Source organism: Kitasatospora griseola (genome assembly GCF_044999035.1).
Lineage (GTDB): Bacteria > Actinomycetota > Actinomycetes > Streptomycetales > Streptomycetaceae > Kitasatospora > Kitasatospora griseola.
The window spans coordinates 1647579-1660651 of record NZ_CP173360.1; the positions used below are offsets into that span (position 1 = coordinate 1647579).

A 13073-nucleotide genomic window follows, 5' to 3' on the forward strand; every position below is an offset into this window, starting at 1 on the left:
CCGTACCCAATTCGCCATAAGGTACGCCCCGTACCTTACTTCGCAAGGAGAGGACGGCTTCGCCGTGCGCGTTTTCGGCATCACCTACGACACCGGTTTCCGCAGCACCGCCGACACCACCACCCGGGAACCCTTCGACCCCGGGACGGTCCGCCGCGAGATGCTGGTGATCCGTCAGGAACTGCACTGCGACGCGGTGCGGATCACCGGCGCCGAGCCGGACCGGCTGGAGACCGCCGCCCGGTACGCCGCCGACGCCGGGCTGGAGGTCTGGTTCTCGCCGTTCACCAACGGACTCACCCAGCCCCAGCTGTTCGACCTGCTGGTCGACTGCGCCGAGCGCGCCGAGAAGCTGCGGGCGGGCGGCGCCGAGGTGGTGCTGCTCACCGGCTCCGAGATCTCGCTCTTCACGGACGGCTTCCTGCCCGGCGACGACCACCTCGCCCGGGCCGGCGTGCTCGCCGACCAGGACCGCTTCCGCGCCCTGCTGCCTTCGCTGCACCACTCGGTGAACGCTTTCCTCGCCCGCGTCCTGGCCGCGGTCCGGCCCCGCTTCGGCGGTCGGGTCGGCTACGCCTCACTGCCCTTCGAGGGCGTCGACTGGACGGCGTTCGACGTGGTCGCCACCGACGCCGGCTACCGCGACGCCACCAACGCCGACCGGCTCGCCCCCGGCCTGCGCGCCCTCACCGGCCAGGGCCGGCCCGCCGCCGTCACGGAGTTCGGCTGCGGCAGCTTCACCGGCGCCGCCGCGCTCGGCGCCCGCGGCGACCGCGCCGTGGCCTTCGACGAGGACGGCCGCGCCGTCCGGTTCGCCGAGCCGCTCGTCCGCGACGAGCAGGAGCAGGCCGCCTACCTGCTCGACCTGCTCGCCGCCTTCGAGCAGTCCGGCCTGGACGCCGCCTTCGTGCAGACCTTCGCCCACTACCACCTGCCCGGCTCCGACGACCCCGCCCGGGACTTCGACCGCGCCTCCTTCGGCATCGTCCGCCCCCTCCCGCCGGGCCGCCCCTCCACCACCCACCCCGGCCTGCCGTGGGAGCCGAAGGCCGCCTTCCACGCCCTCGCCGCCCACGGCCGCAACCGCCGGGCCCGCCTGACGCCCCGCCACGCCTGACACCCCGCCACCCCCGACGGCCGGACCTGCCGGTTCCCGTCCCGGTGGTCGGCCATGGCAGAAAAGGTGGGGCATGCGTCATTGCTGCCATCGCGGGCCGCTGCGAGGCTGGACGCATGACCGACCGCAGTGTGCTGTTCGTGCTCTTCGACGGGGTGCAGAGCCTCGATGTCACCGGCCCGTTGGAGGTGCTCGCGGCGGCCGGGTACCGGATCCGGACCGCCTCGCCGGGCGGGCTCGCGGTGCGAACGAGCAGCGGGCTGCGACTGATGCCGGACGAGGATCTGGCGGCCGCCGCGCCGCCGCACACGCTGCTCGTTCCGGGCGGGCCGGGCACCCGGGATCCTGCGGCCGAACTCGTCGGCCGGATCGCGGAGTTGGCCACGGGAGCGGAGAAGGTGGCGTCCGTCTGCACCGGGGCGTTCCTGCTCGCCGAGGCGGGCCTGCTGGCCGGGCGGCGGGCCACCACGCACTGGGCGCACTGCGAGGCGCTGGCCCGCCGGTTCCCGGACGTCACGGTCGACCCGGATCCGATCCACGTCCGGGACGGGCGGGTGACGACGTCCGCCGGGGTCACGGCCGGCATCGACCTGGCGCTCGCGCTGGTCGAGGAGGAGCTCGGCCGGGAACTCGCGCTGAGCATCGCCCAGCACCTGGTGATGTTCCTGCGCCGGCCGGGCGGCCAGGCCCAGTTCTCCACCCAGCTGGCCGCCCAGCTCGCCGTCCGTCGGCCGCTGCGCGACGTCCAGCGCTGGATCACCGACCACCCGGACGCCGACCTGTCCGTCGAAGCCCTGGCCCGTCGCGCCTCGCTGTCACCGCGCCAGTTCGCCCGGGTCTTCACCGCCGAGACCGGCACCACCCCCGGCCGCTACGTGGACGGCGTGCGGCTGGAGGTGGCCCGCCGTCGGCTGGAGGACAGCGACGACGGCATCGAACAGGTCGCCCGCCGCAGCGGCTACCGCAACCCGGAGGCCATGCGTCGCGCGTTCGCCCGCACGCTGGCCGTCAGCCCCGTCGACTACCGCCGCCGCTTCCGCACCGCGTCGTGACGGAGCGTCGGTCCCTGGAACGTCAACCCATCACGGAGAGGCACCCGATGAAGATCGCCATCCTGCTCTACGACCGGTTCACCGCCCTGGACGCCGTCGGCCCGTACGAGATCCTGGCCCGGATGCCCGACACCGAGGTGGTGTTCACCGCTGCGAAGCGCGGACCGGTCCGCGCCGACCTCGGCAGCCTCGCGCTCACCGCCGACGCCGCCCTCGACGAAGTCACCTCCGCCGACCTGGTGCTCGTCCCGGGCGGCCCGGGCTCGCGGGTGCAGCAGGAGCAGCCCGAGGTGCTCGACTGGCTGCGCGCCGTCGACGCCACCACCACCTGGACCACCTCGGTCTGCACCGGCTCGATCGTGCTGGCCGCCGCGGGTCTGCTCACCGGCCGCCGCGCCACCACCCACTGGTTCGTGCCGCAGGCGCTGGCCGCGTTCGGCGCCGAACCGGTGGACGAGCGGGTGGTGTTCGACGGCAAGTACGCGACCGCCGCGGGCGTCTCGTCCGGCATCGACCTCGCCCTGCACCTGGTCGGGCGGATCCACGGCGCCGAGACCGCCCAGGGCATCCAGCTGCTCACCGAGTACGACCCGCAGCCGCCCTACGCCGCCGGCTCCACGAAGACCGCCCCGCCCGCGGTGGTCGACGCCGTCCGCGCCCGGTTCGGAGCCGTCCCGAGCTGATCCGCCCGGGGTTCGACGTCGTCCCGCAGACCGGTCACCCCGCCACGGGGCCCCGTCCGGGCTGCGGGACGACGAAGAACTCGCTGACGAAGCCCACCACTCGGCCGTCCGCGGCGCGACCCACCCAGGTCGGGTAGTGGCCGTCGCCCCAGCCGGTGGTGAAGGCCGCCATGGTGTGGCCGGTCCCGGGGTCGGTGACGACGGCGGGGCGGTGGCGGGCGTCGTGTATGGCGTCGATGACGGGGTCGGCGTCCTGCTCGACCAGTTCGCCGATCGGGCCGACGGCGGAGGCGTCCAGGAAGCAGCCGGTGCCCGCGTCGACGCCGTACCCGAAGAAGTCGTCGGGGCCCAGTCGCTCCTCGTCCTGGCCTTCGCTCAGCGCCAGTTGCCACCGCACCGCCGCTTGCTCGCCGATCCGCAGCCGGGCGGCGGCGATCCGGGTGTCCGAGGAGCCTGGGCCGTACGCGTTGCGGACCTCGACCACGGCGAGCGTGACGGGGTAGCTGCCCGGGGGCACCACGGCGAGGAACGGCTCGTTCTCGTCCACCAGGCCCGCGACCGGGTCGCACGCCACCAACCGGCCGGTGGGCAGCGCCAGTTGCGCCTCGGGCAGGGCGAACACGGTGGCCGTGCGGTCGCCGCCCAGCTCGTACTGGCTGCCCGGGGTGAACAGTCGCGCCACATCGGGGGCCGCAAGGGGCATCAGGGGCTCGCTCTCGTCGCCGGCGTCGCTGCCGTCGCTTGTCGTCGCTGTCGTGACTCACGGGACCGGGGAAACGGACGGGCGTTCCGGACAGATCGTCGGACGAACACCACCCGTGCGCGGCCCCCACGGTAGCCCCCGGCCGGACCCCGCTCGGACACGGCCCCGTACCCGGCGGCCGGCGGCGGTGGGAGATCATTCTCGACATGACCCCCGTTCTGGTGTTCGGCATCGCCCTGCTGCTCTCGCTGCTGACCCGTCGGCGGTGGAACAACGGCGGGATCCCGGCGCCGGCACCGGCGCAACCGCCGACGGCCCCCACCCCCGACGGGTTCGATCCGGGGCGGTACGGGCTGGTGCCGAGCGCGGAGCTGGACCCCGGGCGCGCGGGACCGCCCCTGCCGCTGCTGCGGCGCAAGGAACTGGAGGCGCTGGCCGACTCCTGCCTGGCCGGCGGCTGGCGGGCGGCCGCGGCGTACGTGGCGGCGGCCGGCGAGGACTGGGACGAGCGGTGGTCCCGGCTGGACTTCCTGACCCGGGTGGCGGCCGAACGCGACGCCTGGCTGACCGAGTGGCGGGCGTCCGGCACCGAGGCGTGCGCCGCCGCCACCGTGTACGCCCGGCTGCTGGTGCAGCGGGCCTGGGAGGCCCGGGACAGCGCCCTCGCGCACCGCGCACCGGCCGGGCGGTCGAGCGACGCCGAGGGGCCGGCCGGGTTCAAGGCCGGGCTGGCCGAGGCGAACGCGGCCGCCCGGGAGGCCGCCGAGCTGGACCCGCGCGACCCCGGCCCCTGGGTGGTGCTGATCACCACGGCCCGCGGCGTCCCGCTGAGCCACCGCCGATTCCGCGCGCTGTGGCAGGAGTTGACGGCCCGCGCCCCGCACCACGTGGCCGGGCACTGGCAGGCCATGCAGTACTGGTGCGGCAAGTGGCACGGCAGCGACGCGCAGATGCTGCGCTTCGCCGAGCACGCGGTCCGCACCGCCCCGCCCGGCTCCGTGCTGCCCGGGCTGTACCTGCAGGCGCTGACCGAGCTGGAGCTGCGGCACGGCCCGCTCGGCCTGCCCGCTGCGGGCCGGTTGCACGAGCTGCTGCCCGCCGTGGCCTCGGCGCTGGCGGCCGTCCCGCCGCGGCACGACCAACTCCCGCTGTTGCGGCACCTGCTGGCGCACTTCGCGTTGGTCTCCCGGCAGCCCGCGCTGGCGCTGGAGCAGTTCCGCGAGCTCGGCCCCTGGTGCGGCGCCCACCCCTGGACCTCCACCCCGCACCCGGTGCGCGCCTTCGACCACGCCCGCGCTGTCGCCGCGACCCACGCCGCCATCGGCTGACGCCCGCCGGACCCCCGGCGCGCGCCGAGCGGTTCGCGCCCCCTCCGCCGCGCCCGCACGCCGCGCGCGGACGCCGAACCGGGCCGGACCGACGAGCGCCGTGACCGCCCCCGGGTTCGGTCGTTATCCCCGGACATGAGTGCCGACCCTCTGGCCCCGACGGGCGTTCGTGGCGAAACGATTCAGCAGGCCCCCCTCCATGCCGGGCCGGTGCCCCTCCGGCACCGGTCCAGTCGCACCACGCCCCCGGAACACGCCGCCGCACCCGCCACCCCGTCCGCGTCCGTCCACCCGAGGGAGACCCGGTGACCCGCCACTACACGTCGAGCACGTGGCTCCGCCCCGCCGACGGCCCGGACTGCGTCCTGCGGCTGGACGTCGTCGTCTCCCCGTGCCCAGGGCTGCAGGTCTCCGTCCCGGCCCGGCTGCGCTACCACCGGGCCGACCCGTACGCGGTGCACCTGGACTGCCACGCCGACCTGGACGAGCCGATCACCTGGCTGTTCGGCCGCGAGCTGCTCGCCGAGGGGCTGAGGGGGCGGGCGGGCATCGGCGATGTGACGGTCCGTCGGTCCGAGTCCGACCCGGAGCTGCTGGCGATCGCGCTCAACACGCCCGGCCACACCGTCGTCCTGCGCACCCCGGCCGCGCCCGTCCGTGACTTCCTACTGCTGTCGCAACTGCTGGTGCCGCCGGGGACGGAACACGAGCACCTGGACACCGGGGCGCTGCTGCGTCACCTGCTGGAGGACCGGCCCCGCCCCGAGTGAGCCCCGGTACCGCCGTCGCCGCACCGATTTCCGCTCCCGCGCGTTGAACAGGGGGCTTTCCGAAACCTGGTACTCGCCGCCGACGCCGACCGTACGACTTCCCGAGATCCGGGGGCCGGCCTCGCTGCGGTCCGCCCGAGGAGTTGTCGATGCCGCACGTCCGTGGACCCAATCTCGCGCTGCGCAGCCGCATGGCGGAGGCCGGATGGAACGGGCCCGCCCTGGCGGCGGCCCTCCAGAAGGTGGCCCGGGAGAGCGGGTTCAGCGTCGGCTACGACCGGACCACCGTCGCGCACTGGCTGTCGGGCACCCAGCCCCGGCACCCGGGTCCGCAGCTGCTGGAGGAGGCGTTCGCCCGGCGGCTGGGCCGTCCGGTGGCGCGGGCGGAGCTCGGCCTCCGGCCGGCCGACCCGACCGGCGGCGAGGACGGCGAGCCGGAGCCGGCGGACGTGCTGGCGGGGCTGCGCCGACTGCACTCCCGGCCGTATTCCGGCGACTGTTCGGACGAAACGTTTCAGCCTCCGCTGTTCCGAATCCGCCTGCTCCCCGCCCCCCGCAGCGCTCCCCCGTCGACGCCCTCCGGCGTCCCGGCCGGCCCCGCCGTGCCGCCCTCCCGGTTCGCGCCGGTGCTGCGCCGCTCCGGCCCGGAGCGGGTGGGGGCGCGGCAGGTGGAGGCGGTGCGGGAGATGACGGCGTTCGGGGCGCGGCACTACGACGGGTACGGCGGCGCGATCGCCCGCAGCCCGCTGCTGGGGTACCTGCGCGACCACGTGCTCCCCTGGCTGACCTCCTCGGCCGGCGATCTGCGGCACCGCGAACTCCTGGTCGCCGCCTCCCAGTTGGTGCGCCTGGTGGGGCGGACCTACACCGACGACAACCGGCACGGGGAGGCGCAGCGGCACTACCGGTTCGCGTACCGGCTGGCGGCGGAGGCGCAGGACGGGCAGGCGCAGGCGATGGCGCTGCGCGACCAGAGCACCCAGGCGGGGGCGCTGGGCCATCAGGCGTACGCGTCCCGGCTGGCGGACGCGGCCGCCGAGCACCTGCCGTCGGACGCGGCGCCGGGGGTGCGGGCGTTCGTGCTGGCGCAGCAGGCGGTGGCGGCGGCCCGGCTCCGGCAGTCGGACGAGGCGCTGCGGCTGCTGGAGGCGGCCCAGCAGTGGGCGACCCGGTCCGCGTCGGAGGGCGGCCCGCACCGGTACCCGGAGCCCGCGCTGCTGTACCAGGCCGCGCAGGTCCACCACTCGCTGCGGGCCACCGAGCTCTCGCTGTCCTACCTGCGGGCCTCGCTGCGGGCCCGGCCGACGGAGGAGCACCGGACCATCGGGGTGTCGCTGCTCCAGTTGGCCCACCTGGAACTGGACGCCGGCAACATCCACCAGGCCCGGCGGGCGTACACCAGCTTCCGGGAGCGGCACGACGCGCTGCGCTCGCCGGCCACCTCCGCGCAACTCTCCCGTCTGGAGGGCCGGTTCACCCGCCTGGGCGGGTAGCCGCGGGGCGGTGGCGGGCGGGGCCGGCGGGGTGAGCGGCCGAGCGGGTTGCTCGGCGGGCCGGGGCTGCCGCGTGGTCAATGGTGACATGAACGATCCTTCGTACTACCCGATGGTGACCCCGCCACCCCGTTCCCGGGCCGCGCCGCCACCCGCCGCGCCACCCCCTCCCGGCGCCGCGCCGCAGCCGACTGCGGCGCGCCGGTGGGGGCGGCCTCCGAACCTGGTCAGGCCCGATGCCGTGGGCCCCGCCGGCGGGCCGCCGGCCTCCTGCTGAAACCGGACCCGGCCCCGGGTCGGACGTCCTGCCCGGGGCCGGGTTCGGGCCGTTGCGCCATTCCCCGAGGGAGCAGAAAGGGTTTTCCCAATTTTTTCCTCGGGGATGGTCAGGAAGCGCGGCCGCCCATGGCGGGGACCCGGAGCCGGGCGGTGGCCGGGACGGGGACGCGGCCGACCGGGGCGACGGTGGAGAGCGGTCCGACGGGGCGGACCCGGTAGCGGTTCAGGTGCCGTCGTTCCGCGTCGCGCAGCGGTCGGCTGCGGCCGGTCCCGGCGTCGGTCGGCACGGTGACCGTGCGGGCCTCGAAGACCAGCTCGCCGTCGCGGCGCGCCTCGCAGGTGGTGCCGATGGACGCCCTGCCGAGACGTTCCACCCAGATCTGGACGGGGAGCGGGGCGGGACAGTGGTAGAGCGGCGTGCGGTAGTCGATCTCGTGACGGGCGATCATGAAGCCGTCCTCGAACAACCCCTGGCCCTCGCTCTCGTCGTACAGCAGGCAGTAGACGGCCTCCTGCACGTACTGCAGCACCTTCAGGTTGTTGATGTGCCCGAAGGCGTCCATGTCGCCCCAGCGGGTCCGGCACAGGTAGGTGTACAACGGTCAGCCGTCCGTTCGGTGTTCGGTCCCGAAGCCGAGAGTGCGGCGCAGGTAGCCGTAGGCGTACGGGGAGCGGTGCAGCGCGGCGTCGTCGCCCTGCTCGTAGACCTCGCTCGCGGTGTCCAGGACGGCGAGGCCGAGGATCTTCTCCGTCCGCCGGCAGAGGTGTTCGAGTTCGGTGAGTCGCTGGGATGCGGGCAGGCCCGCGAGGGCTGCGCACTCCTTCTCCACCTGATCGACCCCGCCACGGTACTCAGTCATCGGTTCCTCATTTCCTGTCGGACTTGATGTGTGTAGGGCCTCATCCGCCGAGGGGAAGGACAGGCGGATCCGTTGACGCCAAGGTCCTTCCGGTGATCAAACTCGGTCCCCCCGCAACCGGACATGGTGGGGCTCCCTGTGTTTGGTTGAAGATCGCTGCGTTGTCGGACTCTTTCAACACAGCCCTCCACCTGACCCTGTTTCAGCGGTGGCGAACCTCTTGAACCGTACGTACACCAACCCAGAGGATGCGGCCGACACCCGGGGCCGACCCGGAACGAACGACCATAGGGTGATCACATGACCGGGCGTCAGCCCCGCCGGGCGGCCGTCCAGTCGCCGGCGAGCAGCCCCAGCAGGACCTGGTCCAGGAACTCCCCCATCACCCAGGCCGAGGACCGCAGGATGCCCTCCCGGACGAACCCGTTGCGCTCGGCGGCCCGGATCATCGCGTGGTTGTCCGCCAGCGTGTCGACCTGGAGCCGCTGCAGCCCGCGCACCGTGAACCCGTACTCGCACAGCGCGGCGACCACATCCGTCCCGTACCCCTTGCCGCGGCAGGACGGCAGCAGCCCGAGCCCCAGGTGCGCCGACCGGTTGTGGTTGTCGATCCCCCAGACACTGGCCGTCCCGATCAACGCGCCGGTCTCCAGCTCCACCGCCGCGAAGACCACCGCGCTCGGATCGTCGTCCTTGATCCGCGGCTCCGGCCCCCCGACCGCGACGGGCCGCCACGGCCGGCCCTCGGCCCGCGCCGAGACCAGCACATCGTTGGAGAGCTCGCGCTGAAGGATCGGCTGGTCGTCCTCGTGCCGGGCCCGCAGCCCGATCTTCTCGCCTCGAAGCATCCAACCTTCCTATCCGACCGATCCGCCGCCCGGCAACCGTTCTGCCCGGGCTGTTGCGGAACACCGGGCGCTCCGCGATCCGTTGACCCGGAGTCCGACCTGATCACCCCACCCCGACGCGAGCGGAGCCCCCCGAGTGACGACCATCGAGCACGCCTGCTTCGGACGGCTGGAGACCGGCGCGCTCCGCGACCCGGACGTCGTCCGGCAGGGCACCGCACAGCTCCCGGACGGCGAGGTCGAGGTCCGCCTGTGGGCCGGCCCCTCCAGCGCGCCGGACGCCGAGGAACTGGACGCACTCGCCGCCCGCCTCACCGACCTGCCCGCCCTCGACACGGCGGCGCGCCACGCCCTACGGGCGCACCTGCACGAGGACCGCGGCTTCATCGACTTCCACCTCGACGAGCTCGACGACAGCGAGACGGTCGACCGCCTGGTCCGCGAGGCGGCAGGCGAGGAGGTCGGGGCGGACGCCTTCGTGGCGACCATGCGCCTGAACTCCGTCGGACTGCGGCTGAGCGACCCCTCCGGCGAACCTCCGGTCGTCCTGGACTACACGTTCGAACCCGATCTCGGCGACCAGATCCTCGCCGTCAGGGCCACCCGGGACGGGGCGGTCGCCTCGGTCGCCTGGGAGAGCTGACGAGACCTCGCCCGCCCCGGTCAGCAGGACGGCCGCTCACCGCCGCCCTCCGGCCGCCGCGCCTCCGCCATCACGGACATGGCCGCCAGCACCTCGGAGAACAACAGCGCCCCGAACACGAGCACCTGCACGTCCGGCGAACTGTCCGCGCAGTACTCCGCGACGAACAGGAACGCCGCCGTCGCGGCGCCGCCGAGAACGACCAGACCCAAGGTCAGCCGGACGGCGAGCGGGAGACGAACCGGCCCGGACGCCCCGGGCTCCTCCGGCAGGCCGATCACCCCGCCCTCCGCCCGGCCGCGCCGGCCCGGGTGTTGAATTCGCACCGGTGCAACGCCTCCGCCAGGTCGAAACTCCCCTCGGCCGCGCCGCCCGCAGGCGGGTCCGCCTCGTCGGACTCCACGGGCTCGGCGTCCGGCTGATGTTCCGTCATGATCACTGCTCCGCACTGCTGTTGCCGATCGAACGGCGGTCACCGTCCGTGCTCCAAGCGTCGCCGTCCGACGCTACGCTGAACAGCACCGGCATGTTGGGGACTGATCCCGCAACGTGCGGTCGCTTCGGTGCCGTTGCGCAGAACGTCCCGCAACATGGAGGAGCAGCCGTGGGCTGGCAGGAACGCGAGGTGGATCCGAGCAGAAGTGCGCGCCACTTCTACGGGGCCGAGACCAGGCGACGACGTACCGAGGTCGGCTGGTCGCTCGCCAGGCTCTCGGGTGAAGTCCACTTCTCCCAGAGCACGTTGTCGCGCGTGGAGAACGGCGACATCCGGGTCCCCGACGGCCTCTCGGAGGAACTGGACAGAGTGTTCGGGACCGGCGGGTTCTTCGTCCGCCTCCTCCCGCTCGTCCTGCGGGAGGCCCATCCGGCCAAGTACCGGGAGATCCTGACCACGGCGGACCGAGCCGTCGTCGACGAGTCCTACAGCCCCATCGTGCACGGCTTGCTCCAGACCGACCGGTACGCCCGGCACGCCCTGCGCATCGGACTTCCCTACGCGCCGGAGGGCGAGGTCGAGGAACGGGTTCGCGCCCGGCTGGGCCGGCAACTGCGCATGCGCAGCGCGGAGTGCCGGTACTGGTTCATCCTGGACGAGGGCGCTCTCCGCCGGGCGTACGGCGGTCCCGAAGTGATGGCCGAGCAGCTGCAGGTGATCCTCGACGCGGCGACCCTGCCCAACGTCGTCGTGCAGGTGCTGCCGTTCACCGCCGGAGGGCACTCGGAGACCTCATCGCTCTGGCTGCTGACGCTGGCCGACGGTCACCAGGTGGCGTACGAGGAGAGCAGCCGCGCCGGAACGATCTTCGAAGAAACCCAGGCCGTCGCGGAACGCCGGGCGCTCTACGATCTGCTGAGGGCTCAGGCGTTGTCCCGTCGGGAGTCTGTGCAACTGATCGGATCCGTACTGGAAGGACTGACCACCGATGTCTCATGACCACGAGAACCGCCGTTGGCGCAAGAGCAGTTACAGCAACACCGACGGCGGCGGCTGCATCGAGGTGGACGACGCCAACCCGGGCCACGTCCGCGACTCCAAGGACCCTGCCGGACCCGTCCTGACGTTCGCCCCCGAGGCGTGGGACGCGTTCGTCGGCGCTGCCGTCACGGGCGAGTTCGGCGAGGTCTGACAGGGGCTGGTCGTTGACGCGGCCCGTGGTGGTTCAGCGGGTGTCGCGGGCCGCGCGGAGGATGAGGTCGGCGACCGCGGCCGGGTGGGAGACGGCGACGGCGTGGGAGGCGTTGTCGATGGTGACGGTCTTGGCGTGGGCGCGGTCGGCCATCCACTGCTCGGCCTTCGGCGGGATGTTGTAGTCCTGGCCGGCCGCCGAGTTCCCCGGCAGCGCCCTGAGCGAGACCTTCAACAGCAGCTCCTGCCCACCACCCGTTCCCGCTCCGCCTGTGCCCGCAGCGCACGCGTTCCGGCCGGTCCGCGTAATCGTCGCCACCGCCCGCCACGTCTCATCGAGCCCCGCTCTCCTGGTCACCGACGAGGTGCTCCGCCGGCTGTGAGCTGTGCGCGGGCGACTTCCCGGGCATGGACAGGTACACCGGGACAGCGAGCACCGCCATCCCGGCCCCGTAGAGCAGGAAGGTGCCGGGGGTTCCGAGCCGGCTCTGGACGAGGGCTCCGATCGCCGCTCCGACGGGCATGGATCCCATGATGATCGTGCGGTACGCCCCGCCGACGGCGCCCCGGATCCCGGGCGGTGTGAGTCGTTGGCGCAGCGAGACGGTGACGACTCCCCACATGCCGCCGAGGCCGCTGCCCGCGGTCATGGCGACCCAGAGCCACGGGCCGCGGAACAGCACGGGCGCGACGAACATCAGGCCCCAGCCGATCCGGGAGGCGCACAGCACCGGCGCGCTGCCCAGCCGCCGTTCGGCGCGGTGCGCGGTCAGGGAGCCGAGGGCGGTGCCGACTCCGACGGAGCTGAGGAGGAATCCGTAGCCGGCGTCGCCGAGCTGCAGTGGACCCGAAGTCGCGTACACCACGAGCAGGGCGAGGAAGGAGGTGTTCGCGAGCGTGGTCAGCGCGCCCGTGAGGGTGATCATCCGGATGGTCCGGTGGCGGAGCACGAAGGCGACCCCGGTCCAGATCCTCGTGGGCTCCTTCTCGCGCGACGGTACGCGTCCGACGTCCTTCGGCAGCAGGGCGAGTTGGAGCATCGAGCCGAGGTAGCCCGCTCCGGCGCCCAGGAAGGTGAGGGGCATGGCGACGGCGGTCAGCCAGCCGGCGAGGGTGGGGGCGACGAACTGGCTGGTCACTCGCATGGAGGTGTTGAGTCGACCGTTGGCCTTGGTGAGGTCACCGGGCGCGACGATGGTGGGGAGCACGGTCTCGCTGCTGGTGTTGAACACCGTCTCGGCGATGCCGACGAGGAACGCCAGTACCAGCAGCACGGGCAGCGTCAGGACGTGGGCGACCGCGGCGATGCCGACCGTCGCGATGAGCGCGGCGCGGGCCCCGTCGGCGGCGACCATCGACACCTTGCGACTGGTCCGGTCGGCGAGCACGCCCGCGGGAACTCCGAAGATCAGCCACGGCAGCGTCGTCACCACCATCACCAGGGAGGACGCGCCGCTGGAATGCGTGAGCCGGGCCGCCACGAGAAGCAGCGCCATCCGGAAGACGCCGTCCGCCGTATTGGCCAGGACGGATGCACCGAGGACCGCGCGGAACGGCCCCGGCGCGAGCCGCTTCCGGCGGGCAGGAGGCCACGTGTCGGCCCTGCCCGCGCTCGCAATCTTGTTTGACATGCCCCGACCGTAGCGCCGCCGATCGACACACCGGACGAC

Annotated in this window: 17 protein-coding genes; 9 read left to right on the forward strand and 8 right to left on the reverse strand. The window is 73.6% G+C overall.

Annotation, left to right across the window (positions count from 1 at the left end; translation table 11 throughout):
* Nucleotides 1-64: 64 nt before the first annotated feature.
* The 3 genes from ACI1MP_RS07690 to ACI1MP_RS07700 all read left to right on the forward strand — a co-directional run bounded on the left by ACI1MP_RS07690 (nt 65) and on the right by ACI1MP_RS07700 (nt 2852).
* The gene (locus tag ACI1MP_RS07690) at nt 65-1117 is read left to right on the forward strand and encodes a hypothetical protein (protein WP_404868132.1); all 1053 of its coding nucleotides are present in this window, start codon (nt 65-67) and stop codon (nt 1115-1117) included.
* A gap of 116 nt (nt 1118-1233) precedes the next feature.
* Nucleotides 1234-2169, forward strand: a complete 936-nt coding sequence (locus ACI1MP_RS07695; RefSeq protein WP_404868133.1) for a GlxA family transcriptional regulator — start codon at nt 1234-1236, stop codon at nt 2167-2169.
* A 47-nt stretch (nt 2170-2216) separates the two neighbouring features.
* Nucleotides 2217-2852, forward strand: a complete 636-nt coding sequence (locus tag ACI1MP_RS07700) for a DJ-1/PfpI family protein (RefSeq protein ID WP_100586352.1) — start codon at nt 2217-2219, stop codon at nt 2850-2852.
* A gap of 34 nt (nt 2853-2886) precedes the next feature.
* Here the strand turns inward: ACI1MP_RS07700 and ACI1MP_RS07705 are convergent, their stop codons facing one another.
* A complete protein-coding gene (locus ACI1MP_RS07705) occupies nt 2887-3555 on the reverse strand; it encodes a DUF4241 domain-containing protein (RefSeq protein WP_043910711.1) in 669 nt (222 codons plus the stop codon).
* Between the two features lie 206 nt (nt 3556-3761).
* On the opposite strand from ACI1MP_RS07705, the gene ACI1MP_RS07710 reads away from it, so the two are divergent.
* From ACI1MP_RS07710 to ACI1MP_RS07720, 3 genes are all read left to right on the forward strand, one after another.
* Nucleotides 3762-4883 carry a hypothetical protein gene (locus ACI1MP_RS07710; protein ID WP_404868134.1) on the forward strand — a complete coding sequence of 374 codons (1122 nt, stop codon included), beginning with the start codon at nt 3762-3764 and terminating at the stop codon, nt 4881-4883.
* Between the two features lie 305 nt (nt 4884-5188).
* Nucleotides 5189-5653: an SsgA family sporulation/cell division regulator gene (locus ACI1MP_RS07715; RefSeq protein WP_380333178.1), complete on the forward strand. Its 465-nt coding sequence runs from the start codon at nt 5189-5191 to the stop codon at nt 5651-5653.
* Nucleotides 5654-5802: 149 nt separating this feature from the next.
* Nucleotides 5803-7146 carry a hypothetical protein gene (locus ACI1MP_RS07720; RefSeq protein ID WP_100586348.1) on the forward strand — a complete coding sequence of 448 codons (1344 nt, stop codon included), beginning with the start codon at nt 5803-5805 and terminating at the stop codon, nt 7144-7146.
* A gap of 386 nt (nt 7147-7532) precedes the next feature.
* On the opposite strand, the gene ACI1MP_RS07725 is transcribed toward ACI1MP_RS07720, so the two are convergent.
* From ACI1MP_RS07725 to ACI1MP_RS07735, 3 genes are all read right to left on the reverse strand, one after another.
* Nucleotides 7533-8024 (reverse strand): acyl-CoA thioesterase, encoded by a 492-nt coding sequence (locus ACI1MP_RS07725; protein WP_380333179.1) that lies wholly within the window; start codon nt 8022-8024, stop codon nt 7533-7535.
* A gap of 3 nt (nt 8025-8027) precedes the next feature.
* The gene (locus ACI1MP_RS07730; RefSeq protein WP_043910708.1) at nt 8028-8285 is read right to left on the reverse strand and encodes a hypothetical protein; all 258 of its coding nucleotides are present in this window, start codon (nt 8283-8285) and stop codon (nt 8028-8030) included.
* A gap of 311 nt (nt 8286-8596) precedes the next feature.
* Entirely contained in the window at nt 8597-9133 is a 537-nt protein-coding gene (locus tag ACI1MP_RS07735; RefSeq protein WP_380333180.1) for a GNAT family N-acetyltransferase, read from the reverse strand.
* Between the two features lie 136 nt (nt 9134-9269).
* Here ACI1MP_RS07735 and ACI1MP_RS07740 point away from each other — a divergent pair, with 136 nt between their 5' ends.
* Entirely contained in the window at nt 9270-9776 is a 507-nt protein-coding gene (locus tag ACI1MP_RS07740) for a DUF2004 domain-containing protein (RefSeq protein ID WP_380333181.1), read from the forward strand.
* A 20-nt stretch (nt 9777-9796) separates the two neighbouring features.
* On the opposite strand, the gene ACI1MP_RS07745 is transcribed toward ACI1MP_RS07740, so the two are convergent.
* Complete coding sequence (locus ACI1MP_RS07745; protein ID WP_380333182.1) at nt 9797-10057, reverse strand: hypothetical protein; 261 nt, start codon at nt 10055-10057, stop codon at nt 9797-9799.
* A complete protein-coding gene (locus ACI1MP_RS07750; protein ID WP_380333183.1) occupies nt 10054-10209 on the reverse strand; it encodes a hypothetical protein in 156 nt (51 codons plus the stop codon). The genes ACI1MP_RS07745 and ACI1MP_RS07750 overlap by 4 nt, the downstream gene beginning before the upstream one ends.
* 171 nt (nt 10210-10380) lie before the next feature.
* On the opposite strand from ACI1MP_RS07750, the gene ACI1MP_RS07755 reads away from it, so the two are divergent.
* Nucleotides 10381-11211, forward strand: coding sequence for a Scr1 family TA system antitoxin-like transcriptional regulator (locus ACI1MP_RS07755; RefSeq protein WP_380333184.1), 831 nt, complete (start codon nt 10381-10383; stop codon nt 11209-11211).
* Complete coding sequence (locus ACI1MP_RS07760; RefSeq protein WP_380333185.1) at nt 11201-11404, forward strand: DUF397 domain-containing protein; 204 nt, start codon at nt 11201-11203, stop codon at nt 11402-11404. Before ACI1MP_RS07755 ends, ACI1MP_RS07760 begins: the two co-directional genes overlap by 11 nt.
* Before the next feature lie 33 nt (nt 11405-11437).
* On the opposite strand, the gene ACI1MP_RS07765 is transcribed toward ACI1MP_RS07760, so the two are convergent.
* Entirely contained in the window at nt 11438-11761 is a 324-nt protein-coding gene (locus ACI1MP_RS07765; RefSeq protein ID WP_380333186.1) for an alpha/beta fold hydrolase, read from the reverse strand.
* A complete protein-coding gene (locus ACI1MP_RS07770; RefSeq protein WP_380333187.1) occupies nt 11736-13034 on the reverse strand; it encodes an MFS transporter in 1299 nt (432 codons plus the stop codon). The genes ACI1MP_RS07765 and ACI1MP_RS07770 overlap by 26 nt, the downstream gene beginning before the upstream one ends.
* Nucleotides 13035-13073 lie beyond the last annotated feature (39 nt).

Bases quoted from the DNA above. Each gene is read 5' to 3' on its own strand.
- ACI1MP_RS07695 (WP_404868133.1), top strand. From the start codon at position 1,234: ATGACCGACCGCAGTGTGCTGTTCGTGCTCTTCGACGGGGTGCAGAGC.
- ACI1MP_RS07700 (WP_100586352.1), top strand. From the start codon at position 2,217: ATGAAGATCGCCATCCTGCTCTACGACCGGTTCACCGCCCTGGACGCC.
- ACI1MP_RS07705 (WP_043910711.1), bottom strand. From the start codon at position 3,555: ATGCCCCTTGCGGCCCCCGATGTGGCGCGACTGTTCACCCCGGGCAGC.
- ACI1MP_RS07710 (WP_404868134.1), top strand. From the start codon at position 3,762: ATGACCCCCGTTCTGGTGTTCGGCATCGCCCTGCTGCTCTCGCTGCTG.
- ACI1MP_RS07720 (WP_100586348.1), top strand. From the start codon at position 5,803: ATGCCGCACGTCCGTGGACCCAATCTCGCGCTGCGCAGCCGCATGGCG.
- ACI1MP_RS07730 (WP_043910708.1), bottom strand. From the start codon at position 8,285: ATGACTGAGTACCGTGGCGGGGTCGATCAGGTGGAGAAGGAGTGCGCA.
- ACI1MP_RS07735 (WP_380333180.1), bottom strand. From the start codon at position 9,133: ATGCTTCGAGGCGAGAAGATCGGGCTGCGGGCCCGGCACGAGGACGAC.
- ACI1MP_RS07750 (WP_380333183.1), bottom strand. From the start codon at position 10,209: ATGACGGAACATCAGCCGGACGCCGAGCCCGTGGAGTCCGACGAGGCG.
- ACI1MP_RS07760 (WP_380333185.1), top strand. From the start codon at position 11,201: ATGTCTCATGACCACGAGAACCGCCGTTGGCGCAAGAGCAGTTACAGC.
- ACI1MP_RS07770 (WP_380333187.1), bottom strand. From the start codon at position 13,034: ATGTCAAACAAGATTGCGAGCGCGGGCAGGGCCGACACGTGGCCTCCT.